The organism is Kitasatospora purpeofusca (assembly GCF_042691725.1).
Lineage (GTDB): Bacteria > Actinomycetota > Actinomycetes > Streptomycetales > Streptomycetaceae > Kitasatospora > Kitasatospora purpeofusca_B.
Genome location: NZ_CP170483.1, coordinates 5,325,907 through 5,350,641, shown reverse-complemented (window position 1 = coordinate 5,350,641; position 24,735 = coordinate 5,325,907). Strand labels below are relative to the sequence as shown.

Here is a 24,735-nt window from a genome sequence, read left to right as displayed (position 1 = left end):
GCGTGCGCGCCGCACCGCGGGTGCGCGCCCGGCAGGTGTGCGCCGCCCGATCGAAAACCCGCTCCCCGGCGGAACACACGTCCGACGCGATGCGGACCGGACGGGCGAACCTGGCACGATGGGGCCGACGGTTTTGGGACGGCGGTGGGAGCACACGTGGCGAAGATGGGTCCTGGAGTGGTGGTCACGGGGCTGACCCTGGGGGCCCTGGCGGTGGTGAGCCTGCTGGCCTTCCAGGCCAACGGTGCGCAGGACCGCGCGGTCGCCGCCAATCCCGGTGCGAGCACCACCGCCCCGTCCGGCGGGCCGGCCGCCTCGGCCACCCCGAGCGCCACGCCCACGCCGACCGTCCCGACGCTGCCCACCGCGGGCACCGGCACCGGGCTGCGGGTCGTCTACTCGGTCGGCGCGCACTACGTGTGGCTGATCGACCCGAAGAAGACCCCGCAGGTGGTGGCCGCCTTCCCGGTCACCCCGGGCACCGTCGAACCGCTCCCCGGCAGCTACCCCGTGTACAGCCGCACCCAGTCCGGCACGGGCACCGACGGCAAGCAGATCGAGCACGTGGTGCGGTTCGCCCAGCAGAACGGCGTGGTGTTCGGCTTCAGCGCGGCCGTCGACGGCGCCACCGGCACCCCGGCCGCCGCGCCGACGGCGTCCGCGTCGGGGACGCCGTCCGCGATCGGGGGCGGCGCGAGCGGCGACCCGAAGGCGGCCAAGACCGGCGGCATCCGCAGCGGCCGGGCCGACGGCCAGCTGCTCTGGGACTTCGCGCCGAAGGACACCAAGGTGGTCGTGATCGCCTGACCCGGGCGGCCCGGGGGGTCGACGACGCGTGGGCGGTGTGTGCGCTAGGCGGCGCGGCGGGTGTCGTGCGCGCGGCCTTCCGCCGGCGACCGCTCGGCCCGCTCGCCCGCCGTCGGGCGGCGTTCCGGTGGAGTGGAGACCGCCTCCGCCGCCGCACAGGCGGCCAGCAGGGCCCGCATCGGCTCCCCCGCGGCACGGCGGTCGGGCCCCTCGGCCCCGGTCCCGCGCGGTTCGCGCTCCGGGGCGGGCGTGGTGCTCGGCATGGCGCCTCCTAGTTAGGCAGACCTAACCTCAAAACCCATCCCACCACGCCCGGGACCCCGACCGCAACATCTTCCCGACAGCCTGTCGGCAAACCGTGACCGGGCCGGCCGGCGCCGCCGGACCCTCAGGCCAGCACGGACAGGTCGACGCCGTCCCAGCGGGGCCCGATCCCGGTCAGCAGCACCCGGCGCGGGTCCAGGTCGTCGCCCGCCGCCTCCGCGCCGATGGCCCGCTCGATCCGGACCTCCAGGCGGTCCTCCGAGAGCCGCTCGACCTTGCCCTCGCCCCACTCGACGACCACCACCGACTCGGGCAGCGAGACGTCCAGGTCGAGGTCCTCCATCTCGTCGAGGTTCCCGCCCAGCCGGTACGCGTCGACGTGCACCAGCGCCGGGCCGCCGACCAGCGACGGGTGCACCCGGGCGATCACGAAGGTCGGCGAGGTGACGGCGCCGCGCACCTCGAGGCCCTCGCCGAGGCCGCGGGTCAGCGTGGTCTTCCCCGCCCCCAGCTCGCCGGAGAGCAGCACCAGGTCCCCCGGCCGCAGCAGCGCGGCCAGCTCCCGGCCGAGCCGGCCCATCCGGTCGGGGGTGGCGGCGGTGAGAGTGGCGTGCGAGCCCATGCGCGAATCAAGCCCTTCGGTCCTTGCGGCGGCGCACCGGCTCTCGGGCGCCCCCGCTACCGTGCCACATCCCCGGCACCGCCCGCGCCGGGCGTCCGCGGGGCCCGGCGCGGGCGGCCGCGCTACGGCTCCTCGACGGACGGGAGCGCCGACGGGACGGCGGCGCCGCGGAAGCGGGCGGCCCGCTCGAACAGCGCGGCCAGCCGCTCGTCCACCACGTCCGGGCGCTCCAGCATCACCAGGTGCCCGGCGTCCTCGACCAGGACCAGTTCGGCGCCCCGCAGTTGTTCGGCCATCACCTCGCCGTGGCCGGGCGGGGTCAGCAGGTCCTTGGTGCCCGTCAGCACCAGGGCCGGGATGCCGCGCAGCGCGGCGAGGGCCTCGGTCTTCTCGTGCGCGGAGAACACCGGGTAGAACTCGGCCACCACGTCGATCGGGGTGGCGTCCAGCATCTGCTCGGCGAACCGGGCCACCCCCGGGTCGACGTCCTTCCCGCCGAAGGAGAACCGCCGGTAGAGGACGGCGCTGACGTCCGTGCCCAGCCGGCGGGTCGCCTCCACCAGGTCCACCTGACGGCCGAGCAGCTTCATCATGCCGGGCGCGACCCGGCGGAACAGCTTGGCGCCCGCCTGCGGCAGGCCGAAGGTGACGGCGTCCCAGTTCCCGGCCAGGGTGCCGATCAGCGCCACGCCGGCCACCCGCTCGCGGAACAGCTCGGGGTCCTGGTCGGCCAGCGCCATCACCGTCATGCCGCCCATCGAGTGGCCGACCAGGACGAGCGGGCCGGTCGGCGCGACGGCGTCGAGCACGGCCTTGAGGTCGCCACCCAGCTGGTCGATGCTGGCGGGCTCGCCGGCCAGGAAGGAGCGGGAGCGCTCGGAGCGGCCGTGGCTGCGCTGGTCCCAGAACACCAGGCGCAGGCCGTCGCGGAAGGCGGCGCGCTGGAAGTGCCAGCTGTCCTGGTTGAGGCAGTAGCCGTGGCAGAAGACCACGGTCAGCGGCTCGGGGGCGCCGTCCTGTTCGGCGGTGCCGTGCGGTTCGGCGGTGCCGTCCAGCTCGACGTACAGCTCTGTGCCGTCCGCGGCGGCGACGGTGCGGGGGCGGCCGCGCAGCGAGCCGTACGGGGCCTTGGCGTCCAGTTCGGCGCGGGCCCGGCGGCGCATCGTCCGGCCGACCGTCAGCCGCTCGATCGCCACGCCCGCGGCGGCGCCGGCCGCGAGCACGCCGACCGAGATGCCGATCAGGCCGGCCCGGCTCACCCCGGTGGCCGTCCCGGCCGCCCTGACGGCGCGGGCCACGCCGCCCACCGCCCCGGCCGGGTCGGTGCCGGCCTGCTCGCTCATCCGAACAGGTCCTCGTCCAGGCCGCCGACGTAGCGGCGCGGCACCCGGGAGCCGATCCGGGTCACGATCTCGTAGGAGATGGTGCCGCAGGCGCGGCCCCAGTCCTCGGCGGTCGGCTCGCCGCGGTCGCCGTTGCCGAAGAGCAGCACCTCGTCGCCGATCGGCGGGGTGTCACCGCCGAGGTCGACGACGAACTGGTCCATCGCCACCCGGCCGGCCACCGTGCGCCACTTGCCGTCGATCTGCACCGGGCCGATGCCGCTGGCGTGTCGGGGGATGCCGTCGCCGTAGCCGAGCGGGACGAGGCCCAGTGTGGTCGGGCCGGGGGTGGTGTAGTGGTGGCCGTAGCTGACGCCGTGGCCGCCGGGGACGTGCTTGACCAGGGCCAGCCGGGCGGTCAGCGACATCACCGGGCGCAGGCCGAAGTCGGCCGGCGAGCCGACGTCCGGGACCGGCGAGAGCCCGTACATCGCCAGGCCCGTGCGGACCATGTCGAAGTGCGACTGCGGGAGCAGCAGGGTGGCCGGCGAGTTGGCCAGGTGCCGGACCTCGGGGCGCAGGCCGGCCGCCTCGGCGGTGGCCAGGGCGGCGCGGTAGGCGTCCAGCTGGGCCTGGATGGAGGGGTGGCCGGGCTCGTCGGCGGCGGCGAAGTGCGACCAGACGCCGACCACGGTCAGCAGGCCGTCCAGCTCGGCGCGGCGGGCGGCGGCGACCAGCTCCGGCCAGTCGTGCGGCTGGCAGCCGTTGCGGCCGAGGCCGGTGTCGGCCTTGAGGTGGACCCGGGCGGGGACGCCGGTGGCGCGGACGGCGGCGAGCAGTTCGGTGAGCGCCCACCGGCCGCTGACCGAGATGTCGAGGTCGGCGAAGAGGGCCTCGCGCCAGGGGCCGCCGGGGGTCCACAGCCAGCAGAGGATGCGGGCCTGGTCCGGCCGGATGCCGGCGGCGCGCAGCGCGAGCGCCTCGTCCGGCGTGGCGGTGCCCAGCCAGCGGACTCCTGCGGCGACCGCCTCCCGGGCGCACCGGGCGGCGCCGTGCCCGTAGGCGTCCGCCTTGACCGCGGCCATCACCGTGGCGCCGCCGACACGCTCGCGCAGCGCGTCGAGGTTGCCGCGCAGCGCGGCGAGATCGATGGTCGCCTCGGCTCTCGCGCCTTCGGTGAGAGTGGCCATAACGGTCGTCTTCGCAGTTGTCATCAGGGTCAGTCTCCCAGACGTCCCAGGGTCCTCGCCGAACGGCCCGTCGGCACACCGCCCCCCGCCACCCCTCACCCCCTTCCGGACGCCCACGAATCACACCCCGGTTCCCTCCCACCCCCGAAGCCCCAAAATATGCAGACCGGTCTACATACACCGCTCCTGGAGTGGGAAGTCGGCCAGGCCGACTTCCCACGCCAGGAGCCCCTCCCACCGCGCGCCACCCCGAGGCGGCGCACGGCCCCACGCGGCCCCGCCCCCACCCACCCGGGCACGCCGCCCGCGCGGGAGCAGGAAGTCGGCGGGCCCGACTTCCCACGCCACTTGCGCCCGGCACCATGCACCCCCGCCCACCACACCACCCGACCCCGGCACCACCCGGGCGAGAACAGAAAGTCGGCCACGCCGACTTCCCACTCCACAGCGCCCGCCACCGCGCGCCGCCGCCGGGCGGCGCGCGGCACCGTGCCACCCCATCCACCCACCCGCCCCGAGCACGCCGCCCCCGGGAGCAGGAAGTCGGCAGGGCCGACTTTCCACTCCGCGGGGCCGCCACCGGGTGCCGCCCTCAAGCGCGGCGCCCGGTGGAATATGCAGACCGGTCTACTGATCCGGCCCGGGCGCGTCGCCGGGTGGAGCAGGAAGTCGGCCGGGCCGACTTCCTGCTCCCAGGAGTCTGTAGACCGGTCTGCATATTCCTAGGCGCCCGGCTCCGCCGCGGCGGAGCGGACGTCGTTCCAGGCGGTGGAGAGGGCGGCCGCCACCTCCAGGGCGGTGACGGGGGCGCCGGGGGTGGCGGCGGCGTGACGGGCGGCGAGGCCGTGCAGGTAGGCGGCCACCGAGGCCGCGTCCAGCGGGGAGCGGCCCGCGGCGAGCAGCGAGCCGGCCAGGCCGGCCAGGACGTCCCCGCTGCCGGCCGTCGCCAGCCACGAGGTGCCGGTCGGGTTCACCCGCACGGCGCCGCCCGGATCGGCGACCACCGTGGTCGAGCCCTTCAGCAGCACCGTCGCCCGGTACGCCGCCGCGAGCCGGCGCGCCGTGCCCAGCCGGGCGGCCGCCAGCTCGTCGGCGGCCGGCGGCCGGGCGCCGCCCCCGCCGCCCCCGGCGCTCCCGCCGTTCTCCGCCCCGGCGAGCAGCCGGGCCGCCTCCCCCGTGTGCGGGGTGAGCAGCGTCGGCGCCGTCCGCCCCGCCAACGCGCCCGGCCCGAGCCGGGCCAGCTCGGTCAGCCCGTCCGCGTCGACCAGCACCGGCACATCGGCGGCCAGCGCCTCCGCGAGCGCCCGCTCGGCCCCCTCGCCGCCGCCCGGCCCGACCACCCAGGCCTGCACCCGCCCCGCCCCGGCCGGCCCGCCCTCGGTGACCAGCGCCTCCGGGAACCGCCGCACCACCTCCTCCGCCGCCGTCCCGACGTACCGCACCGCGCCCGCGCCCCCGCGCAGCGCCCCGGCGACGGCGAGCAGCGCCGCCCCCGGGTAGCGCGCCGACCCGGCCGCCACCCCGACCACCCCGCGCCGGTACTTGTCGCTCTCCGCCCCCGGCACCGGCAGCAGCCCGGCCACGTCCGCGTGCTGCAGCGCCACGACCTCGGCCGCCGGCAGCTCCAGTCCGATCCCCACCAACTGCACCGCTCCGGCGTACGAGGCACCCGGGTCGATCAGCAGTCCGGGCTTGTACGTGCCGAAGCAGACCGTCACATCCGCCCGCAGCGCCGCACCCGCGACCTCGCCGGTGTCCGCGTCCACCCCGCTGGGCACGTCGACGGCCACCACCACCCCCGCCCGCCCGGCGCGCGCGTACGGCTGCGCCTCCGGCCGCAGTCCGCCCTTCCCGCCGATACCGACGATGCCGTCCAGCACCAGGTCCGCGCGCGAGAAGTCGGCCAGGCCGACTTCCTGCTCCAGCACCACCCGCCCGCCGGCCGCCCGCAACGCCGCGAGCCCCGCCGCATGCGCCCGCGCCGGGGCGAGCAGCACCGCCGACACCCGCGCCCCGCGCCGGGCCAGCGCCGCCCCGGCGTACAGCGCGTCACCCCCGTTGTCCCCGCTGCCCGCCAGCACCACCACCCGGCTGCCGTACACCCGCCCGCGACGGCGGGTCAGCAGCCGCGCGCAGGTCGCCGCGAGCCCGACGGCGGCCCGCTGCATCAGCGTCCCCCCGGGGAGCCGGGCCATCAGCGCGGCCTCGGCGGCACGGACCTGGTCGACACGGTGGGCACTGCGCATGGCGGGCTCTCCCCCACACTCGGCGGCAAGACGGCAACTACCGCCGACGCTACGCGAACGACCTCCCGACGGCGCCCCCGGCCTTTGCGGCACGCATTCGAGTGACACCCACCCCGATCCCCCACCCACCCCGATCCCCCACCGGCCCCGGTCCGCGCCCCTGGCGTGTCGCCGGTGGAGGCCCTCAGGCGTTCCTGAGACTGCACCGGCCTCAGGGTTTCCGGACCGAGTTCCTCCGGGCGGAACAGGAGCTCGTCCTCGGCCCGGCGCAGGCCGCCCGCCCTTCCCGCGCCGTGCCGTGCCATGCCGCGCCGTACTCGTCCACACTCGACACGGCGCCCCCGCGGTAGGACGCAGCCACCGCGGGGGCGCCGGGACGACGCGGGCCGGGACTACTCGACGGTGACCGACTTCGCCAGGTTGCGCGGCTGGTCGACCTCGTGGCCCTTGGCCGTGGCGAGCTCGCAGGCGAACACCTGCAGCGGCACGGTGGCGACCAGCGGCTGGAGCAGGGTCGGCGTGACCGGGATGCGGATCAGGTGGTCGGCGTAGGGGACGACCGTCTCGTCGCCCTCCTCCGCGATCACGATGGTCCGCGCACCGCGGGCCCGGATCTCCTGGATGTTGGAGACGATCTTGTCGTGCAGGATCGAGCGCCCGCGCGGCGACGGCACGACGACCACGACCGGCAGACCCTCCTCGATCAGCGCGATCGGCCCGTGCTTCAGCTCGCCGGCCGCGAAGCCCTCGGCGTGCATGTAGGCGAGCTCCTTGAGCTTGAGCGCGCCCTCCAGGGCCACCGGGAAGCCGACGTGCCGGCCCAGGAACAGCACCGAGCGCGCGCCCGCCAGGGAGCGGGCCAGCTCGCGCACCGGCTCCATGGTCTCCAGCACCTGCTCGACCTGCTTCGGCGCGTCGCCGAGCTCCTTGATGACGGCGAGGATCTCGTCACCCCACTTGGTGCCGCGCACCTGGCCCAGGTACAGCGCGACCAGATAGCAGGCGACCAGCTGGGTCAGGAACGCCTTGGTGGAGGCGACGGCCACCTCCGGCCCGGCGTGGGTGTACAGCACCGCGTCCGACTCGCGCGGGATGGTCGAGCCGTTGGTGTTGCAGATCGCCAGCACCTTGGCGCCCTGCTCGCGCGCGTGCCGCAGCGCCATCAGGGTGTCCATGGTCTCGCCGGACTGCGAGATGGCGATGACCAGCGTGCCCGGCCCCATGATCGGGTCGCGGTAGCGGAACTCGGAGGCGACCTCCACCTCGCACGGGATCCGGGTCCAGTGCTCGATCGCGTACTTGGCGATCATGCCCGCGTGGAACGCGGTGCCGCAGGCCACGATGACGACCTTGTCGACCGCGCGCAGGTCCGCGTCGGACATCCGCAGCTCGTCGAGGGTGAGCCGGCCGTCGGTGCCGATCCGGCCGAGCAGGGTGTCGGCGACGGCCTTCGGCTGCTCGGCGATCTCCTTGAGCATGAAGTAGTCGTAGCCGCCCTTCTCGGCGGCCGAGGCGTCCCAGTCGACGTGGTACTCGCGCACGTCGGCGGGGGTGCCGTCGAAGTTCGTCACCGTCACGCCGTCCCGGCGCAGCTCGACGACCTGGTCCTGGCCCAGCTCGATCGCCTCGCGGGTGTGCGCGATGAACGCGGCGACGTCGGAGGCGAGGAAGTTCTCGCCCTCGCCGCGCCCGACCACCAGCGGCGAGTTGCGGCGGGCGCCGACCACCACGTCCGGGGCGTCGGCGTGCACCGCGACCAGGGTGAACGCGCCCTCCAGCCGGCGGCAGACCGCCCGCATGGCCTCGGCCAGGTCGCCCCGGTACTCCTCGCCGAGCAGGTGCGCGACGACCTCGGTGTCGGTCTCCGAGCGCAGCGTGTGGCCGCGCTCGGCCAGCTCGGCGCGGAGCCGGGCGAAGTTCTCGATGATGCCGTTGTGGACGACCGCCACCCGGGCGGCGTCGTCCAGATGGGGGTGGGCGTTGGCGTCCGTCGGGCCGCCGTGGGTGGCCCAGCGGGTGTGGCCGATGCCGGTGGTGCCGCCGGGAAGAGGGGTCTCGGCGAGCGACTTCTCCAGGTTCGCGAGCTTGCCGGCCCGCTTGTCGGTGGCCAGGCTCCACTGCCCGTCGGAGCCCTGCACCTGCACCGCGACACCGGCCGAGTCGTAACCCCGGTACTCCAGTCGCTGCAGGCCTGCGATTACTACGTCAAGGGCGGGCTGGGAGCCCACGTATCCAACAATTCCGCACATGCGTGCCAGCATAAGGGCGCTCCGAACACCCCATTCGCACGGTTCGCCCGCGGGCCGTGACCGACACCACAACCACCCCGAACGGCGCTACGGCCCACAATGGAGCATGTGCTGACCGAACTCTGTACGCGGGGCGACACCACGCCCGGCCCGTCACCGTCCCCCTACGTGGACCTCAGCCGGGCCGAGTGGAGCGCGCTGCGCGAGCGTACGCCGATGCCGCTGACCGCCGAGGAGGTGGAACGGCTGCGCGGTCTCGGCACCGCCCTCGACCTCGACGAGGTCCGGGACGTCTACCTGCCGCTGTCCCGGCTGCTGAACCTCTACATCCACGCCACCCACGAGCTGCGCGGCACCCTGGGCACCTTCCTGGACACCCCGGACACCGAGCGCACCCGCACGCCGTTCATCATCGGCGTGGCCGGCTCGGTCGCGGTCGGCAAGTCCACCACCGCCCGCCTGCTGCAGGCGCTGCTGGCCCGCTGGCCGGAACACCCCCGGGTCGAGCTGGTCACCACCGACGGCTTCCTGCTGCCCAACGCCGAACTGCGCCGGCGCGGCCTGATGGCCCGCAAGGGCTTCCCCGAGTCCTACGACCGCCGGGCGCTGACGCGCTTCGTCGCGGACGTGAAGGCCGGCAAGGAGCGGGTCACCGCGCCGGTCTACTCGCACCTGGTCTACGACATCGTGCCGGACCGGCGGCTCACCGTGGAGCGCCCGGACATCCTCATCGTCGAGGGCCTGAACGTGCTCCAGCCGGCCCTGCCCGGCACCGACGGCCGCACCCGTCTGGCGGTGGCCGACTACTTCGACTTCTCCATCTACGTCGACGCCCGCACCGACGACATCGAGAGCTGGTACCTGGACCGGTTCCGCAAGCTGCGGCAGACCGCCTTCCAGGACCCGAACTCCTACTTCCTCCGCTTCACCGAGGTGCCGGAGGAGGAGGCGATGGAGTACGGCCGCCAGGTCTGGCGCACCATCAACCGGCCCAACCTGCTGGAGAACGTGCTGCCGACCCGCGGCCGGGCCACCCTGATCCTGCAGAAGGGCCAGGACCACAAGGTCCGCCGCGCGCTGCTGCGCAAGCTCTGACCGAACGACGGCAGGCCCCCGCCGCACGCGTGCGCGGCGAGGGCCCTCACCGTTGCGGGACGGTCAGCCCAGGTAGGTGCGGACCGCCGTGGCCAGCGTCTGCGCGACGGCCTGCGCCTGCACCTCGTCGGCCGCCTCGACCATCACCCGGACGAGCGGCTCGGTGCCCGACGGGCGCAGCAGGACCCGGCCGGTGGCGCCCAGCTCGGCCTCGGCCGCGGCCACCGCGGCGGACAGCTCCTCGCAGGTGCGGACCCGGGCCTTGTCGACGCCCTTGACGTTGATCAGCACCTGCGGCAGCCGGGTCATCACGGCGGCCAGGTCCGACAGCGGCTGCTTGGTCGCCGCCAGCCGGGCGCCCAGCATCAGGCCGGTCAGCGTGCCGTCGCCGGTGGTCGCGTGGTCGAGCAGGATGACGTGGCCGGACTGCTCGCCGCCCAGCGCGAAGCCCTGCTCCTTCATCGCCTCCAGCACGTACCGGTCGCCGACCGCCGTCTCGACGAGGTCGACGCCCTCGCGCTCCATGGCCAGCTTGAAGCCCAGGTTGGACATCACGGTGGCGACCACGGTGTTGCGGCGCAGCGTGCCGGCCTCCTGCATGGCGACGGCCAGGATCGCGATGATCTGGTCGCCGTCGACCTCGTTGCCCTCCGCGTCGGCGGCCAGGCAGCGGTCGGCGTCGCCGTCCAGGGCGATGCCGAGGTCGGCCGCGTGCTCGCGCATGGCGACGCGCAGCCGGTCCAGGTGGGTGGAGCCGACGCCGTCGTTGATGTTGAGGCCGGTGGGCTCGGCGCCCAGGGTGTGCACGACCTCGGCGCCGGCCCGGGCGAAGGCCTCGGGGGCGACGTACGCGGCCGCGCCGTGCGCGCCGTCGATGACGACCCGGATGCCGTCCAGGCGGTTGGGCAGCACGCCGATGAGGTGGGCGACGTACTTGTCGAAGCCCTCGGTGTACTCGCGGACCCGGCCGACGGCCGCGCCGGTCGGGCGGTTCCAGTCCTCGCCGCCCGCCGCGTGCTTGCGGTAGTGGGACTCGATGGCGTCCTCGATCCGGTCGTCCAGCTTGTGGCCGCCGCGGGCGAGGAACTTGATGCCGTTGTCCGGCATGGCGTTGTGGCTGGCGGAGAGCATCACACCGAAGTCGGCGCCGAGCGCGCCGGTGAGGTACGCCACCGCCGGGGTGGGCAGCACACCGACCCGCAGGACGTCGACACCCGCGCTGGCCAGGCCGGCGATGACCGCGGCCTCCAGGAACTCGCCCGAGGCGCGCGGATCGCGGCCGACCACCGCGACCGGCCGGTGGCCGTCGAAGGCCCCCGCCTCACCGAGCACGTGCGCCGCCGCGACCGACAGGCCGAGCGCCAGCTCCGCCGTCAGCCCCTCGTTGGCCACACCGCGTACACCGTCCGTACCGAAGAGTCGTCCCACTGTCCCGTCCTCCATCGCCGCAATGCCTTGCAGTGAATCCGATCGAATCCCCGGGCTCCGCACAATGGCCGGGGAACACAACGCCCCGGAGTACACGGGGTACTCCGGGGCGTGTAGAGCGCATCCAGGGGCGTGCACCACCAGGGCGGTACGCACCCCCGGGGGCGCAATTAGCGCTTGCTGTACTGCGGCGCCTTGCGGGCCTTCTTCAGACCGGCCTTCTTGCGCTCGACGGCGCGGGCGTCACGGGTCAGGAAGCCGGCCTTCTTGAGGGCGCCGCGGTTGTTGTCCACGTCGGCCTCGTTCAGGGCACGGGCCACGCCGAGGCGCAGCGCGTAGGCCTGGCCGGACACGCCGCCGCCGGTGATGCGGGCGACGACGTCGTAACGGCCGTCCAGCTCCAGGAGCTTGAAGGGCTCGTTGACGGTCTGCTGGTGCACCTTGTTGGGGAAGTAGTTCTCCAGGGTGCGACCGTTGATCTTCCACTGCCCGGTGCCCGGGACGATGCGCACGCGGGCGATCGCCTCCTTGCGACGGCCGAGGCCGGCGCCGGGGACGGCCTCGCCGAAGCGGCCGGCCAGGGACTCGGAGGTGTAGCTCTCCTCGGAGGTGTACTCGCCCTCGACGACAGTCTCGTCGAACTCGACCTCAAGGGTTTCGGTGGTCTCGGCCACGGTGTTCCTCAGCTCTTTTCAGTGATGGGGGGCTTGGTGGCCGGAGTTACTGCGCGACCTGGGTGATCTCGAACGGCACCGGCTGCTGGGCAGCGTGCGGGTGCTGGTCGCCCGAGTAGACCTTCAGCTTCGAGAGCATCTGACGGCCCAGGCTGTTCTTGGGGATCATGCCCTTGATGGCCTTCTCGACGGCCTTCTCCGGGTTGTTGGCCAGGAGGTCGTCGTAGCGGACCGAGCGGAGACCGCCCGGGAAACCGCTGTGGCGGTACGCCAGCTTCTGGGTCTTCTTGTTACCCGACAGGTGCACCTTGTCCGCGTTGATGATGATGACGAAGTCACCAGTGTCAACGTGCGGCGCGTAGATCGCCTTGTGCTTGCCCCGGAGGAGGTTGGCGGCCTGGGAGGCCAGGCGGCCGAGCACGACGTCGGTCGCGTCGATGACGTGCCACTGACGCTGGACGTCGCCGGGCTTGGGGCTGTACGTACGCACGGTCGTAGCCTTCGCTTTTCAGTGAGTGAGTCCTGACAGGAGCACCTGGAGGAGGGATCAGCCTGGCCACCTTGGACGCAATTCAAGGAGGAGCCGCTGGTCGTCGACCCGATGTCTCCGGCGTACCGACCTCTCACGTGAGATAGAGCGAGCCAATACGCACATCAAGCGACCAGGTTACCGGGAGGCGGGGGGACGGTCAAAATCGCTCAACGATCGCGTTCGACCCGGGTGACGTCCCAGACCGGCTCGGCGGACTCGTAGACCCGCCCGTCGGCCCCGAAGACCAGGAAGCGGTCGAAGGTCTTCGCGAACCAGCGGTCGTGCGTCACGCACATCACCGTGCCGTCGAACGCCTCCAGACCGGCCTGCAGCGCCTCGGCGCTCTCCAGGTCCAGGTTGTCGGTCGGCTCGTCGAGCAGCAGTGCGGTGACGCCGGACAGCTCCAGCTTGAGGATCATCAGCCGGGCCTGCTGCCCGCCGGAGAGCGACTCGAACTTCTGCTCCTCCTGCCGGTCCAGCTCGTAGCGGCGCAGCGCGCCCATCGCGGCGCCGCGACTGAGCGCGTGCTCCTCCTCGACGATCGAGCGGACGGTGCGGCCGAGCAGCTCCGGGTGGGCGTGGGTCTGCCGGAAGTGGCCGGGCACCACCCGGGCGCCGAGCTTCCAGGCGCCCGTGTGCCCGACCGTCACGTCGCCCGCGAGCAGCCGCAGCAGGTGCGACTTGCCGGCGCCGTTGGCGCCGAGCACACCGATCCGCTCGCCGTAGAAGACCTCCAGGTCGAAGGGCTGCATCAGGCCGGTGAGCTCCAGCCGCTCCATGGTGAAGGCGCGGACACCGGTGCGCCCGCCCTTGAGCCGCATGGTGATGCTCTGCTCGCGCGGCGGCGCCTCCGGCGGGCCGGCGTCCTCGAACTTCTTGAGCCTGGTCTGCGCGGCCGCGTACCGGGACGCCATGTCGTGGCTGACCGAGGCGGCCTGGCGAAGGTTGACGACCAGCTTCTTCAGCTTGGCGTGCTCCTCGTCCCAGCGCCGGCGCAGCTCCTCGAAGCGCTCGAAGCGGGCCTTGCGGGCCTCGTGGAAGGAGTCGAAGCCGCCGCCGTGCACCCAGACGCTGGAGCCGGCCGCGCCGGACTCCACGCTGATGATCTTCTCGGCGGTGCGGGAGAGCAGCTCGCGGTCGTGCGAGATGAACAGCACCGTCTTCGGGGTGGCCTTGATGGCCTCCTCCAGCCAGCGCTTGCCCGGGACGTCCAGGTAGTTGTCCGGCTCGTCGAGGAGCAGCACCTCCTCGGGGCCGCGCAGCAGCGCCTCCAGGACGAGCCGCTTCTGCTCGCCGCCGGAGAGCGTGTTCAGACCGCGCCACTGGGCCTTGTCGAAGGGCACGCCGAGGGCGGCCATGGTGCAGACGTCCCAGTCGGTCTCGTAGTCGTAGCCGCCGACGTCGGCCCAGTCGGAGAGCGCCTGGGCGTAGGCCATCTGGGTCTTCTCGTCGTCCTGCGCGATCATCGCCAGCTCGGCGGCGTCGACCGCGCGGGCGGCCTTGGCGATCCGCGCGGGGGCGACGGAGACCAGCAGGTCGCGCACCGAGGCGTCGGCGGGCAGCGCGCCGGGGCCGCCCTCGTCGTCGGCCCTGCGCTGCTCCTCGCGGCCGGTGGTGCCGACGAACTGGCGCATCACGCCGAGCCCGCCGCTGATCGTCACCGAGCCGCCGTGCGGCTGGAGGTCGCCCGCGATCATGCGCAGCAGGGTGGTCTTGCCTGCGCCGTTGGCACCGACCAGCGCGACCGCCGCGCCCTCCCCCACCCGGAAGGACGCGTCGTCGAACAGCACCCGCCCGTCCGGCAGGTAGTACTCCAGGTGCGAAATCTCGACGTGTCCCATGGGGGCGATTGTCCCAAGCGTCCGCCCCGGACCCAAACCGTTTAACCGGCGAGCGGCTCCGGGCCCCCCGCGGGGGCGGCGGCGCCCGGCAGGGTGCGCATCCGGCGGGCGGCCCGGCTGCGCTCGGCGAGCCGGTCGTCCGCCGGGTAGCCGACCTCCTCCAGCGTCAGCCCGTACGGCCGGATCACGTTGACGGCGGAGTTGCGCACGCCGCCGGCCAGCACCTCACCGGGGAACTCCACCGGCCGGTGGCCGTCGCCGACCAGCAGCATCGCGCCGACCAGCGCCCGCACCATGTTGTGGCAGAAGGCGTCGGCCCGGACGGTGGCGACCGCGAGCGAGCCCTCCTGGGCGGCGTAGGCGTCGACCGGGACGCGGTCCCAGCGCAGCTCCAGCAGCGTGCGGATGGTGGTCGCGCCCTCGCGCTTCTTGCAGTAGGCGGCGAAGTCGTGCTCGCCGAGCAGCAGCCGCGCGGCGGCGTTCATCCGCTCCAGGTCGAGCGGCCGGTCGTGCCAGAGCACATGGCCGCGCAGCAGCGGGTCGACGCCGCCGGGGTGGTCGGCGACCCGGTAGGCGTACCGGCGCCAGACGGCCGAGAAGCGGGCGTCGAAGCCGGCCGGGGCCTCGGCCGCCCGGTAGATCCGGACGTCCCCGGGCAGCCGTCCGGCCAGCCGGCGGAGCAGCTTCCCGCCGTGCTGGGCCCAGAGCTCGGCCGGCAGGTCGACGTGGGCGACCTGGCCGCGGGCGTGCACGCCGGCGTCGGTGCGCCCGGCCACGGTGAGCGGGAAGAGCTCGGGACTGCGGGTGACGACCTGCAGCGCGGTCTCGATCTCCTCCTGGACCGTCCGGCGGCCGCCCTTCTGGCGGGCCCAGCCCGAGAAGTCGGCGCCGTGGTAGGCGAGGTCGAGCCGGATCCGGACGTACCCGTCGGCCGGGCCGTCCTTGACCGGCGGCCGCTCGGCGCAATCGTTGACCACTGCTCTCCACTCCCTGGACACGAGGAACGGGCCCGCTCCCCCACGGATGGGGAAGCGGGCCCGCAACACACCTAACGGTGTCAGGCCTGCTCGGCGGCCTCGGCCTCGTCGGCCTTCGCCTCGGTGGCCTCGACCTTGGCGTCGGCCTCCTTGACGGCACGCTTGGTGGCGGCCTCGGCCTCGCCGACGGCGGTCTGCGCGACGGTCAGCGCCTCGACCAGCTCGATCACGGCCATCGGGGCGTTGTCGCCACGACGGGGACCGATCTTGGTGATACGGGTGTAGCCACCCGGGCGGTTCTCGTAGCGCGGCGCGATCTCGGTGAAGAGGGTGTGCAGCACCGAGATGTCGGTGATGGTCTTGCGCACCAGGCGACGGTTGTGGATGTCGCCCTTCTTCGCCTTGGTGATCAGCTTCTCCGCCAGCGGGCGCAGGCGGCGGGCCTTGGCCTCGGTGGTGGTGATGCGGCCGTACTGGAACAGCTCACGGGCCAGACCGGCAAGCAGCAGGGCCTCGTGGGCCGGGCCGCCGCCGAGGCGGGCACCCTTGGTGGGACGCGGCATGGAATGACTCCTCGAATCTCCGACCGCGGCCGTACCAGGTACCGCGGTGGGCGTACGGACACGGTGCCCGTACGGCTTTCACGACGACGGGGGCGGTTCCTGGGAACCGCCCCCGCGGTCAAGTCTTTCAGTACTGCTCGGTCTCCGCGTAACCCGCGTCGTCCAGGTCGTCGGCGCCGAAGGCGTCGGCGGCGGCGGTCGGGTCGAACCCGGGCGGGCTGTCCTTGAGGGCCAGGCCCATGCCGGCCAGCTTCGCCTTGACCTCGTCGATCGACTTCGCACCGAAGTTGCGGATGTCGAGCAGGTCGGCCTCGGAGCGGGCGACGAGCTCACCCACGGTGTGGATGCCCTCGCGCTTGAGGCAGTTGTAGGAGCGGACGGTGAGCTCCAGCTCCTCGATCGGCAGCGCCAGGTCGGCGGCCAGGGCGGCGTCCGTCGGGGACGGGCCCATGTCGATGCCCTCGGCGTCGATGTTCAGCTCGCGGGCGAGGCCGAACAGCTCCACCAGGGTCTTGCCGGCCGAGGCCATGGCGTCGCGCGGACGCATGGCGGGCTTGGTCTCGACGTCGACGATCAGCTTGTCGAAGTCGGTCCGCTGCTCGACACGGGTGGCCTCGACCTTGTAGGTGACCTTCAGCACGGGGCTGTAGATCGAGTCGACCGGGATGCGGCCGATCTCCTGGCCGGAGGCCTTGTTCTGCACGGCGGAGACGTAGCCGCGACCGCGCTCGACGGTCAGCTCCATCTCCAGCTTGCCCTTGCCGTTCAGGGTGGCGAGGACCAGCTCGGGGTTGTGCACCTCGACACCGGCCGGCGGCGCGATGTCGGCGGCGGTGACCACACCCGGACCCTGCTTGCGCAGGTACATCACGACCGGCTCGTCGTGCTCCGAGGAGACGACCAGCTGCTTGATGTTGAGGATGAGGTCGGTGACGTCCTCCTTGACGCCCGGCACGGTGGTGAACTCGTGCAGGACGCCGTCGATGCGGATGCTGGTGACAGCGGCACCCGGGATCGACGACAGGAGCGTGCGACGGAGAGAGTTGCCGAGGGTGTAGCCGAAGCCCGGCTCGAGCGGCTCGATCACGAACCGCGAGCGGAACTCGTCGACGACCTCTTCGGTCAGCGAGGGACGCTGAGCGATCAGCATGTTTTCAGATCCTCCAGTGATCTTCGGCACCCACTATTTGATGCCGAACAGAACCAGCGTACGGGGTCCCGCACGCAGCGACGAATCAACTGCGCGGGACCCCGTACACGGTTTGAAGCAGAACCCGCGTGCCCGAAGGCGCTGCGTCAGACGCGGCGGCGCTTCGGCGGACGGCAGCCGTTGTGCGGGGTGGGGGTGACGTCCTGGATCGAGCCGACCTCCAGGCCGGTGGCCTGGAGCGAGCGGATCGCGGTCTCACGGCCGGAGCCCGGACCCTTGACGAAGACGTCGACCTTGCGCATGCCGTGCTCCTGCGCGCGACGGGCAGCGGCCTCGGCGGCCATCTGCGCGGCGAACGGGGTGGACTTGCGCGAGCCCTTGAAGCCGACGTGGCCGGCGGAGGCCCAGGAGATCACGTTGCCCGACGGGTCGGTGATCGAAACGATGGTGTTGTTGAACGTGCTCTTGATGTGCGCGTGGCCGTGAGCGACGTTCTTCTTTTCCTTGCGGCGGATCTTCTTCGCGCCGGCAGCCTGACGACCCTTGGGGGGCATAAGTCTGTTCTCCTACTGAGGTGGTCGGTCCGCTGACCCGCGGGCCGGAGGGATGTCCGGTTACGGGACGGACTACTTCTTGCCCGGCTTCTTCTTACCGGCGATCGCGCGACGCGGGCCCTTGCGGGTACGCGCGTTGGTGTGGGTGCGCTGGCCGCGGACCGGCAGGCCGCGGCGGTGACGCAGACCCTCGTAGCAGCCGATCTCGACCTTGCGGCGGATGTCGGCGGCCACCTCGCGGCGGAGGTCACCCTCGACCGTGAAGTTGGCGTCGATGTACTGGCTCAGCTTGACCAGGTCGTCCTCGGCGATGTCGCGAACGCGGACATCCGGGTTGACGCCGGTCTCGGCGAGGGTCTGCTGGGCGCGGGTACGGCCGATGCCGTACACGTAGGTAAGGGCGATCTCGATCCGCTTCTCACGGGGGAGATCAACGCCGGCGAGGCGTGCCATTCATGGCTCCTGTGGTTCTTCAGAGGTCTTGCGTGCCACCTACTCCGACACCTCACGGTGAGGGAGCCCCGGCCTCTGACCGGGGGCGGCAGTCCGTCCGGGGGACGGATCGGGTGGCCCGCTTATGACGTTTTCGCGTCGCGCGAAGTACTACGAGAAATGCGGGGGGAGGATCAGCCCTGGCGCTGCTTGTGGCGCAGGTTGTCGCAGATCACCATGACCCGGCCGTGACGGCGGATCACCTTGCACTTGTCGCAGATCTTCTTGACGCTCGGCTTGACCTTCATGTTCAGGTTCTCCGGGTCTAGATCTGACGTTCTTACTTGTAGCGGTAGACGATCCGGCCGCGCGTCAGGTCGTAGGGGCTGAGCTCCACCACGACCCGGTCGTCCGGCAGGATGCGGATGTAGTGCATGCGCATCTTGCCACTGATGTGCGCGAGGACCTTGTGACCGTTCTGCAGCTCGACCTTGAACATCGCGTTCGGAAGAGACTCGATCACGGTGCCCTCGATCTCAATGGCGCCTTGCTTCTTAGCCATGAACTGCGAGATCCACCTTCCGGGACCGGCTACCGTATGCGGAACGCTCGTGCGAACCTGGGTCCACCCCGACCCCGGCGAGGGGGAAGAGGGCGTGCTGGAGCACGCTACGAGTGAGCCGACGGTCCATCCTACGCCAGCGCGCAGGATGGACCAAAACGGGGGTACCCGATCAGCGGGCCGCCGGGGCGGCCAGCGGCTCGACGTGGGCGGTGCAGGCCGAGCAGCGGCGGGCGGCCTCGGGGATCTCGGTCAGGCACTCGGGGCACGGGCGCTTCGGGGTCTTCGGCTTCTTCGGCATGTAGCGCGCGGTGGCCTTGGTCACCGGCAGGACGACGCAGAAGTACAGCACCGCCGCGGTCATGAGGAACGCGATCAGCACGTTGAGGAACTGCCCGTACGGGAAGGTCACACCGGCGATCGTCGCCTTGTAGGAGCCGAAGTCGCCGGCGGCGCCGACCACCACACCCACCAGCGGGGTGAGGAAGGCGGAGACGAAGCCGGTGACCACCGCGGTGAACGCGGCGCCGATCACCACACCGACCGCCATGTCGACCACGTTGCCGCGCATCATGAAGTCGCGGAATCCCTTGAGCACTTCTCTCTCCTCGCTCGAAGCCACTGCCGGCGCATAAAAATAGGACAAAAGCCCTGGAAGTCCAAACCCCCAGGGCCCTGATCCCTTGTCAGCAGCGGAAGTTGGCTGCTCCGAGCGGTTTCGGCGGAACTACGCCAGCGGGTCCGGCGCGGCCGTCACGCCCAGCTTGGCCAGCATCTCCCGGCCGCCGTCGAAGGCCGTCAGCACCACCGGGCCCTGCTCGGTGACGGCCACCGAGTGCTCCCAGTGCGAGGCCCAGGTCCCGTCGTTGGTGACGACGGTCCAGTCGTCCTCCAGCACGGCGGTGTGCGGGGTGCCCAGCGAGACCATCGGCTCGATCGCCAGCACGGTGCCCGGGATCAGCTTCGGGCCCTTGCCGCGGCCGCGCTCGACGTAGTTCAGCACGTGCGGCTCCATGTGCATCGCGGTGCCGATGCCGTGGCCGCCGTAGCCCTCGGTGATGCCCCACTTGCCCTTGGGCGGCAGCGGCTGGCGGCGGATGAAGCCCTCGATCGCCTTGGAAACGTCGACCAGGCGGTTGCCCTTCTTCATCTGGGCGATGCCGGCCCACATCGAGCCCTCGGTGACCCGGCTCAGCATCTCCACCTCGGGGGCCACCTCGCCGACCGCGACGGTGATCGCCGCGTCGCCGTGCCAGCCGTCCAGGATCGCGCCGCAGTCGATCGAGATGAGGTCGCCCTCCTGCAGCACCCGCCCGCCGGGGATGCCGTGCACGACCTCGTTGTTCACCGAGGCGCAGATCACGCCCGGGAACCAGAGGCCGCCGTGGTGGGCCCGGAAGTTCGAGGTGGCGCCGTGGTCGGTGATGACCTTGTCGGCGATGTCGTTGAGCTCCTGGGTGGTGATTCCCGGGGCGACCGCCTCACGGCACGCCTTGAGCGCCTCGGCGACGACCAGCCCGGCCGCTCGCATCTTCGCGATCTGCTCGGGGGTCTTGATCTCCACCATCTGGTCACGCCTTCCTTGGGTTCCCGCCCGGTCCTTGTCGGGCGGCCGTGCACTCGTTCCACCGTACGACGCCGTACGGCCGCGCTGCCCGGGTGCGGGCAGCGCGGCCGTACGTCCGTCGCCTAAAACTCAGCTGTCCTGCTTCAGCGCCTCGATCGCGCGCCGGGTGACCTCGTCGACCTTGCCGAGGGCCGGGATCGTGGCGATCAGGCCCTGCTGGCGGTAGTAGTCGATGATCGGCTCGGTCTCCGTGTGGTAGACCTCCAGCCGGGTGCGCACGGCCTCCTCGGTGTCGTCCGAGCGCTGGTACAGCTCGCCGCCGCACTCGTCGCAGACACCCTCGACCTTCGGCGCGTTGTAGTCCACGTGGAAGACGTGGCCGCCGTCGTTGCGGCAGAGCCGTCGGCCGGCGATCCGGCGGACGACCTCGTCCTCGGGGACCTCCAGGTCCAGCACCCCGTCGAGCTTGATGCCCTGCTCGGCGAGGAACTCGTCCAGCGCCTTCGCCTGGCCCAGGTTGCGCGGGAAGCCGTCCAGCAGGAAGCCGTTGGCGGCGTCCTCCTGGAGCATCCGGTCCTTGGCCATCCCGATCGTGACCTCGTCGGGCACCAGGCGGCCCGCGTCCATGTAGCTCTTGGCCTCGACACCCAGCGGGGTGCCCTGGCCGATGTTGGCGCGGAACAGGTCGCCGGTGGAGATGTGGGGGATGGACAGGGTCTTGGCGAGCAGGTGCGCCTGAGTACCCTTCCCGGCCCCGGGGGGTCCGACGAGGACGATACGCATCAGCGGAGGAACCCTTCGTAATTGCGCTGCTGGAGCTGGCTCTCGATCTGCTTCACAGTTTCGAGTCCGACGCCGACGACGATGAGCACGCTGGTGCCGCCGAACGGGAAGTTGGTCTGCTGTCCGAAGGCGACCAGGGCGATCATCGGGATCAACGCGATCAGGCCCAGGTAGAGCGAACCCGGCCACGTGATGCGGGTGAGCACGTAGTTCAGGTACTCGGCCGTCGGGCGGCCGGCCCGGATACCCGGGATGAACCCACCATACTTCTTCATGTTGTCGGCAACTTCTTCGGGGTTGAAGGAGATGGCGACGTAGAAGAAGGCGAAGAAGACGATCAGCAGGAAGTAGGTGGCCATGTAGATCGGGTGGTCACCGCGCACGAAGTGCTGGTTGATCCACACCGCCCAGCCGGCCTGACTGTTGGTCAGCTGGACCACGAGGGCCGGGATGTACAGCAGCGACGAGGCGAAGATGACCGGGATGACACCGGCCTGGTTCACCTTGAGCGGGATGTAGGTCGAGGTGCCGCCGAAGGCCCGCCGTCCGATCATCCGCTTCGCGTACTGGACCGGGATCCGGCGCTGGGCCTGCTCGACGAAGATGACGAGCATCACAACGATGACGCCGATCGCGATGACCGAGAGGAACTCGACCCAGCCGCCGCCGATGGTGCCGGACTGCTTGATCGCCCACATCGAGGTGGGGAACTGGGCGGCGATCGAGGTGAAGATCAGCAGCGACATGCCGTTGCCGATGCCCCGGTCGGTGATCAGCTCACCGAGCCACATGATCACCGTGGTGCCGGCGGTCATGGTCAGGACCATCACGGCGATCCGGAACACGCCGGTGTCCGGCACGATCTGGTTGGAGTAGACGCAGCCCGAGAACAGGGCGCCGCTGGACGCGGTCGCCACGATGCCGGTGCCCTGGAGCACCGCCAGCGCGATGGTCAGGTACCGGGTGTACTGCGTGATCTTCGCCTGGCCGGACTGTCCCTCCTTCTTGAGCGCCTCGAGTCGCGGGATCACGACCGTGAGGAGCTGGAGGATGATGCTCGCCGTGATGTACGGCATGATGCCGAGGGCGAAGATCGTCAGCTGGAGCAGTGCCCCGCCGGAGAACAGGTTCACCAGCCCGAACAGGCCGTTGTTCTTGGTCTCCTTGATGCAGGCGTGAACCGCCTCGAAGTCGACCCCTGGTACGGGAACGTGCGAGCCCAGCCGGAACAGCACCATGATGCCCAGCGTGAACAGCAGCTTCTTGCGCAGGTCGGGCGTCTGGAACGCCCGCGCGAACGCACTGAGCACGGTGCCTCCTGCGCCTCCCGCACGTCGTCGGCGGGAGGGTCGGTCCTGAATGGGGAGTTTGCGGTTCGGGCTCCGATACAGACGGCACAGGCGAGCCTATGCGCAGCCTACAAGGGAACCCCACGGACTCTAACAGTGCACGGCCGCTCGAAAGAAGCGCGTACCGCCGCTCCCCCACTCACGGGGTACGGGATGCCCGGTTTTGCCACACAAAAGAACGAGGGCCCGGTCACCACGATGCGGACGGCCGCCCTCGGAAAGGGCCGGAAACGGCGTGAGCCCCGCGCCTCCCGAAGCGGGAGACGCGGGGCTCACGAAGTCAGCGGGCTCAGACGAGCTCGGTGACGGTACCGCCGGCGGCGGTGATCTTCTCGGCGGCCGAGCCGGAGACGGCGTCCACCGTCACCTGCAGCGCAACCGAGATCTCGCCGGTGCCGAGCACCTTGACGAGGGAGTTCTTGCGAACCGCGCCCTTGGCGACCAGGTCCTCGACGGTGACCTCGCCACCCTGCGGGTAGAGCTCGGCCAGCTTGTCGAGGTTGACAACCTGGAACGTGATCTTGAACGGGTTCTTGAAGCCCTTCAGCTTCGGCAGACGCATGTGGAGCGGCATCTGGCCACCCTCGAAGCGCTGCGGAACCTGGTAGCGGGCCTTGGTGCCCTTGGTACCACGACCAGCGGTCTTACCCTTGGACGCCTCACCACGACCCACGCGGATCTTGTCGGTCTTGGCACCCGGGGCGGGACGCAGGTTGTGGATCTTGATCGGGTTGTCGCCCATGATCAGTCCACCTCCTCAACCGTCACCAGGTGACGGACCGTGTGGGCCATCCCGCGGATCTCGGGACGGTCCTCCTTCACCACGACGTCGTGCATGCGCTTGAGGCCAAGCGAGCGCAGGGTGTCGCGGTGGTTCTGCTTGCTGCCGATGTACGACTTGGTCTGCGTGATCTTCAGGCGAGCCATCAGGCACTCACCCCGGCAGCAGCCCGAGCCCGCAGAAGACCGGCCGGAGCCACGTCCTCGAGCGGCAGGCCACGGCGGGCCGCGACCTCCTCGGGACGCTGGATCTGCTTCAGCGCGGCAACCGTGGCGTGCACGATGTTGATCGCGTTGTCCGAGCCGAGCGACTTCGACAGGATGTCGTGAACGCCGGCGCACTCCAGGACGGCACGCACCGGGCCACCGGCGATAACACCGGTACCGGGGGCGGCGGGCTTCAGCAGCACGACGCCGGCGGCCTTCTCGCCCTGAACGGGGTGCGCGATGGTGCCCTGGATACGGGGGACCTTGAAGAAGTTCTTCTTGGCCTCCTCAACACCCTTGGCGATGGCGGCCGGAACCTCCTTCGCCTTGCCGTAACCGACACCCACGGTGCCGTCACCGTCGCCCACCACGACCAGCGCGGTGAAGCTGAAACGACGACCACCCTTGACAACCTTGGCGACGCGGTTGATCGCGACGACGCGCTCGACGTAAGCGGTCTTCTCGACGGCGGGGGCGTTGCCCCGGTCGTCACGCTTACGGTCGCGCCGCTCGCCACCGGTGCCGCCGCCGGCGCCGCTACCGCGGCGCTGGGGTCCAGCCATTGGAATTACCTCTCTCGATTACGTCCGCCGACAGAGTCGACGAGCGGCTTAGAAGTCGAGCCCGGCCTCGCGGGCCGCGTCCGCCAGGGCGGCGATGCGGCCGGCGTACCGGTTGCCCGCGCGGTCGAAGACGACCGACTCGATGCCGGCGGCCTTGGCGCGCTCGGCGACCAGGCTCCCGACCTTCTTGGCCAGCTCGGTCTTGTCGCCCTCGGCGCCCTTGATGGACACGTCGAGGGTGGACGCCGACGCCAGGGTGTGACCCTTGGCGTCGTCGATGACCTGGGCGACCATGTGACGGTTCGAGCGCGTCACGACGAGGCGCGGACGCACCTCGCTGCCGACGATGCGCTTGCGAACGCGGATCGCGCGGCGCTTGCGAGCGGCGCTCTTGTAGGCGTTGCCCTTGCCGATCTTGACAGAGACACTCATCGCTTACTTACCACTCTTTCCGACCTTGCGGCGGATAACCTCGCCCGCGTACTTGACGCCCTTGGCCTTGTACGGGTCGGGCTTGCGCAGCTTGCGGATCTTCGCGGCGACCTCGCCGACCTTCTGCTTGTCGATGCCGTCCACGTGGAACTTGGTGGCCGACTCGACGACGAAGGAGATGCCCTCCGGCGCCTCGACGAGGATCGGGTGGCTGTAGCCCAGCTGGAACTCCATGTCGGAGCCCTTCGCCAGAACTCGGTAGCCGACACCGCTGATCTCCAGCGACTTGCGGTAGCCCGCGGTCACGCCGGTGATCATGTTCGCCACCAGCGTGCGGGTCAGGCCGTGCAGGGCCTTCGACTGACGCTCGTCGTTGGGGCGGGTGACAGCCAGAATGCCGTCCTCGCCCTTGCCGATCTCGATCGGCGCGGCGACGACGTGGGTGAGGGAGCCCTTCGGGCCCTTCACCGAGACCGTCTGGCCATCGATGGTGACGTCCACGCCAGCGGGGACCTGGATGGGCAGCCGTCCAATGCGCGACATTGC

At 71.5% G+C, this 24,735-nt stretch carries 28 protein-coding genes; 2 read left to right on the top strand and 26 right to left on the bottom strand.

The features are described from left to right. The first annotated feature begins 165 nt into the window (after positions 1 to 165). Positions 166 to 807, top strand: coding sequence for a hypothetical protein (locus ACFCLZ_RS23010; protein ID WP_380286245.1), 642 nt, complete (start codon positions 166 to 168; stop codon positions 805 to 807). A gap of 44 nt (positions 808 to 851) precedes the next feature. On the opposite strand, the gene ACFCLZ_RS23005 is transcribed toward ACFCLZ_RS23010, so the two are convergent. The 6 genes from ACFCLZ_RS23005 to glmS form a co-directional block, all read right to left on the bottom strand. After that, entirely contained in the window at positions 852 to 1,070 is a 219-nt protein-coding gene (locus ACFCLZ_RS23005; RefSeq protein WP_380278800.1) for a hypothetical protein, read from the bottom strand. A 125-nt stretch (positions 1,071 to 1,195) separates the two neighbouring features. Then, positions 1,196 to 1,693 carry a tRNA (adenosine(37)-N6)-threonylcarbamoyltransferase complex ATPase subunit type 1 TsaE gene (gene tsaE, locus ACFCLZ_RS23000; RefSeq protein WP_380278798.1) on the bottom strand — a complete coding sequence of 166 codons (498 nt, stop codon included), beginning with the start codon at positions 1,691 to 1,693 and terminating at the stop codon, positions 1,196 to 1,198. A 122-nt stretch (positions 1,694 to 1,815) separates the two neighbouring features. Next, positions 1,816 to 3,036 (bottom strand): alpha/beta fold hydrolase, encoded by a 1,221-nt coding sequence (locus ACFCLZ_RS22995; protein WP_380278796.1) that lies wholly within the window; start codon positions 3,034 to 3,036, stop codon positions 1,816 to 1,818. Further along, positions 3,033 to 4,205, bottom strand: a complete 1,173-nt coding sequence (gene alr / locus ACFCLZ_RS22990; protein WP_380278795.1) for an alanine racemase — start codon at positions 4,203 to 4,205, stop codon at positions 3,033 to 3,035. Before alr ends, ACFCLZ_RS22995 begins: the two co-directional genes overlap by 4 nt. 722 nt (positions 4,206 to 4,927) lie before the next feature. Then, positions 4,928 to 6,451, bottom strand: coding sequence for an NAD(P)H-hydrate dehydratase (locus tag ACFCLZ_RS22985; RefSeq protein ID WP_380278793.1), 1,524 nt, complete (start codon positions 6,449 to 6,451; stop codon positions 4,928 to 4,930). A 392-nt stretch (positions 6,452 to 6,843) separates the two neighbouring features. Next, positions 6,844 to 8,700, bottom strand: coding sequence for a glutamine--fructose-6-phosphate transaminase (isomerizing) (gene glmS / locus ACFCLZ_RS22980; RefSeq protein WP_380278792.1), 1,857 nt, complete (start codon positions 8,698 to 8,700; stop codon positions 6,844 to 6,846). Positions 8,701 to 8,799: 99 nt separating this feature from the next. Between glmS and coaA the strand changes: the two genes are divergently transcribed. Further along, positions 8,800 to 9,795 carry a type I pantothenate kinase gene (gene coaA, locus ACFCLZ_RS22975; RefSeq protein WP_380278790.1) on the top strand — a complete coding sequence of 332 codons (996 nt, stop codon included), beginning with the start codon at positions 8,800 to 8,802 and terminating at the stop codon, positions 9,793 to 9,795. 63 nt (positions 9,796 to 9,858) lie between these two features. Here coaA and glmM read toward each other — a convergent pair whose 3' ends face one another. From glmM to rplF, 20 genes are all read right to left on the bottom strand, one after another. Next, positions 9,859 to 11,223, bottom strand: a complete 1,365-nt coding sequence (gene glmM / locus ACFCLZ_RS22970) for a phosphoglucosamine mutase (protein ID WP_380278788.1) — start codon at positions 11,221 to 11,223, stop codon at positions 9,859 to 9,861. Positions 11,224 to 11,393: 170 nt separating this feature from the next. Next, a complete protein-coding gene (rpsI, locus tag ACFCLZ_RS22965) occupies positions 11,394 to 11,897 on the bottom strand; it encodes a 30S ribosomal protein S9 (RefSeq protein WP_380278786.1) in 504 nt (167 codons plus the stop codon). A gap of 46 nt (positions 11,898 to 11,943) precedes the next feature. Next, a complete protein-coding gene (gene rplM / locus ACFCLZ_RS22960) occupies positions 11,944 to 12,387 on the bottom strand; it encodes a 50S ribosomal protein L13 (protein ID WP_030055846.1) in 444 nt (147 codons plus the stop codon). Between the two features lie 209 nt (positions 12,388 to 12,596). Continuing rightward, complete coding sequence (locus ACFCLZ_RS22955; RefSeq protein WP_380278784.1) at positions 12,597 to 14,270, bottom strand: ABC-F family ATP-binding cassette domain-containing protein; 1,674 nt, start codon at positions 14,268 to 14,270, stop codon at positions 12,597 to 12,599. Between the two features lie 41 nt (positions 14,271 to 14,311). Beyond that, positions 14,312 to 15,247, bottom strand: coding sequence for a tRNA pseudouridine(38-40) synthase TruA (gene truA / locus ACFCLZ_RS22950; RefSeq protein WP_380278782.1), 936 nt, complete (start codon positions 15,245 to 15,247; stop codon positions 14,312 to 14,314). Positions 15,248 to 15,327: 80 nt separating this feature from the next. Continuing rightward, positions 15,328 to 15,810 carry a 50S ribosomal protein L17 gene (rplQ, locus tag ACFCLZ_RS22945; RefSeq protein WP_380278780.1) on the bottom strand — a complete coding sequence of 161 codons (483 nt, stop codon included), beginning with the start codon at positions 15,808 to 15,810 and terminating at the stop codon, positions 15,328 to 15,330. A 127-nt stretch (positions 15,811 to 15,937) separates the two neighbouring features. Further along, the gene (locus tag ACFCLZ_RS22940; protein ID WP_030055844.1) at positions 15,938 to 16,960 is read right to left on the bottom strand and encodes a DNA-directed RNA polymerase subunit alpha; all 1,023 of its coding nucleotides are present in this window, start codon (positions 16,958 to 16,960) and stop codon (positions 15,938 to 15,940) included. A gap of 146 nt (positions 16,961 to 17,106) precedes the next feature. Further along, positions 17,107 to 17,514: a 30S ribosomal protein S11 gene (gene rpsK / locus ACFCLZ_RS22935; protein WP_014136257.1), complete on the bottom strand. Its 408-nt coding sequence runs from the start codon at positions 17,512 to 17,514 to the stop codon at positions 17,107 to 17,109. Between the two features lie 72 nt (positions 17,515 to 17,586). After that, on the bottom strand, positions 17,587 to 17,967 hold the full coding sequence (rpsM, locus tag ACFCLZ_RS22930) for a 30S ribosomal protein S13 (RefSeq protein WP_030300422.1): 381 nt from the start codon (positions 17,965 to 17,967) through the stop codon (positions 17,587 to 17,589). 173 nt (positions 17,968 to 18,140) lie between these two features. Continuing rightward, entirely contained in the window at positions 18,141 to 18,254 is a 114-nt protein-coding gene (rpmJ, locus tag ACFCLZ_RS22925; protein WP_003956441.1) for a 50S ribosomal protein L36, read from the bottom strand. A 32-nt stretch (positions 18,255 to 18,286) separates the two neighbouring features. Continuing rightward, on the bottom strand, positions 18,287 to 18,508 hold the full coding sequence (gene infA, locus ACFCLZ_RS22920) for a translation initiation factor IF-1 (protein WP_003956442.1): 222 nt from the start codon (positions 18,506 to 18,508) through the stop codon (positions 18,287 to 18,289). Between the two features lie 172 nt (positions 18,509 to 18,680). Then, the gene (mscL, locus tag ACFCLZ_RS22915; RefSeq protein ID WP_355358394.1) at positions 18,681 to 19,106 is read right to left on the bottom strand and encodes a large conductance mechanosensitive channel protein MscL; all 426 of its coding nucleotides are present in this window, start codon (positions 19,104 to 19,106) and stop codon (positions 18,681 to 18,683) included. Positions 19,107 to 19,235: 129 nt separating this feature from the next. Then, positions 19,236 to 20,075 carry a type I methionyl aminopeptidase gene (gene map / locus ACFCLZ_RS22910; protein WP_380278777.1) on the bottom strand — a complete coding sequence of 280 codons (840 nt, stop codon included), beginning with the start codon at positions 20,073 to 20,075 and terminating at the stop codon, positions 19,236 to 19,238. A gap of 129 nt (positions 20,076 to 20,204) precedes the next feature. After that, entirely contained in the window at positions 20,205 to 20,858 is a 654-nt protein-coding gene (locus ACFCLZ_RS22905) for an adenylate kinase (protein WP_380278775.1), read from the bottom strand. Next, complete coding sequence (gene secY, locus ACFCLZ_RS22900; RefSeq protein ID WP_380278773.1) at positions 20,858 to 22,168, bottom strand: preprotein translocase subunit SecY; 1,311 nt, start codon at positions 22,166 to 22,168, stop codon at positions 20,858 to 20,860. The genes ACFCLZ_RS22905 and secY overlap by 1 nt, the downstream gene beginning before the upstream one ends. Before the next feature lie 328 nt (positions 22,169 to 22,496). Further along, positions 22,497 to 22,949 carry a 50S ribosomal protein L15 gene (gene rplO, locus ACFCLZ_RS22895; protein WP_376086152.1) on the bottom strand — a complete coding sequence of 151 codons (453 nt, stop codon included), beginning with the start codon at positions 22,947 to 22,949 and terminating at the stop codon, positions 22,497 to 22,499. A gap of 2 nt (positions 22,950 to 22,951) precedes the next feature. Beyond that, positions 22,952 to 23,134, bottom strand: coding sequence for a 50S ribosomal protein L30 (gene rpmD, locus ACFCLZ_RS22890; RefSeq protein WP_030055835.1), 183 nt, complete (start codon positions 23,132 to 23,134; stop codon positions 22,952 to 22,954). Beyond that, entirely contained in the window at positions 23,134 to 23,757 is a 624-nt protein-coding gene (rpsE, locus tag ACFCLZ_RS22885) for a 30S ribosomal protein S5 (RefSeq protein WP_344338017.1), read from the bottom strand. The genes rpmD and rpsE overlap by 1 nt, the downstream gene beginning before the upstream one ends. Before the next feature lie 48 nt (positions 23,758 to 23,805). Then, positions 23,806 to 24,189 (bottom strand): 50S ribosomal protein L18, encoded by a 384-nt coding sequence (rplR, locus tag ACFCLZ_RS22880; RefSeq protein ID WP_344338019.1) that lies wholly within the window; start codon positions 24,187 to 24,189, stop codon positions 23,806 to 23,808. 3 nt (positions 24,190 to 24,192) lie between these two features. Next, complete coding sequence (gene rplF, locus ACFCLZ_RS22875; protein ID WP_030393304.1) at positions 24,193 to 24,732, bottom strand: 50S ribosomal protein L6; 540 nt, start codon at positions 24,730 to 24,732, stop codon at positions 24,193 to 24,195. Between the last annotated feature and the right edge of the window lie 3 nt (positions 24,733 to 24,735).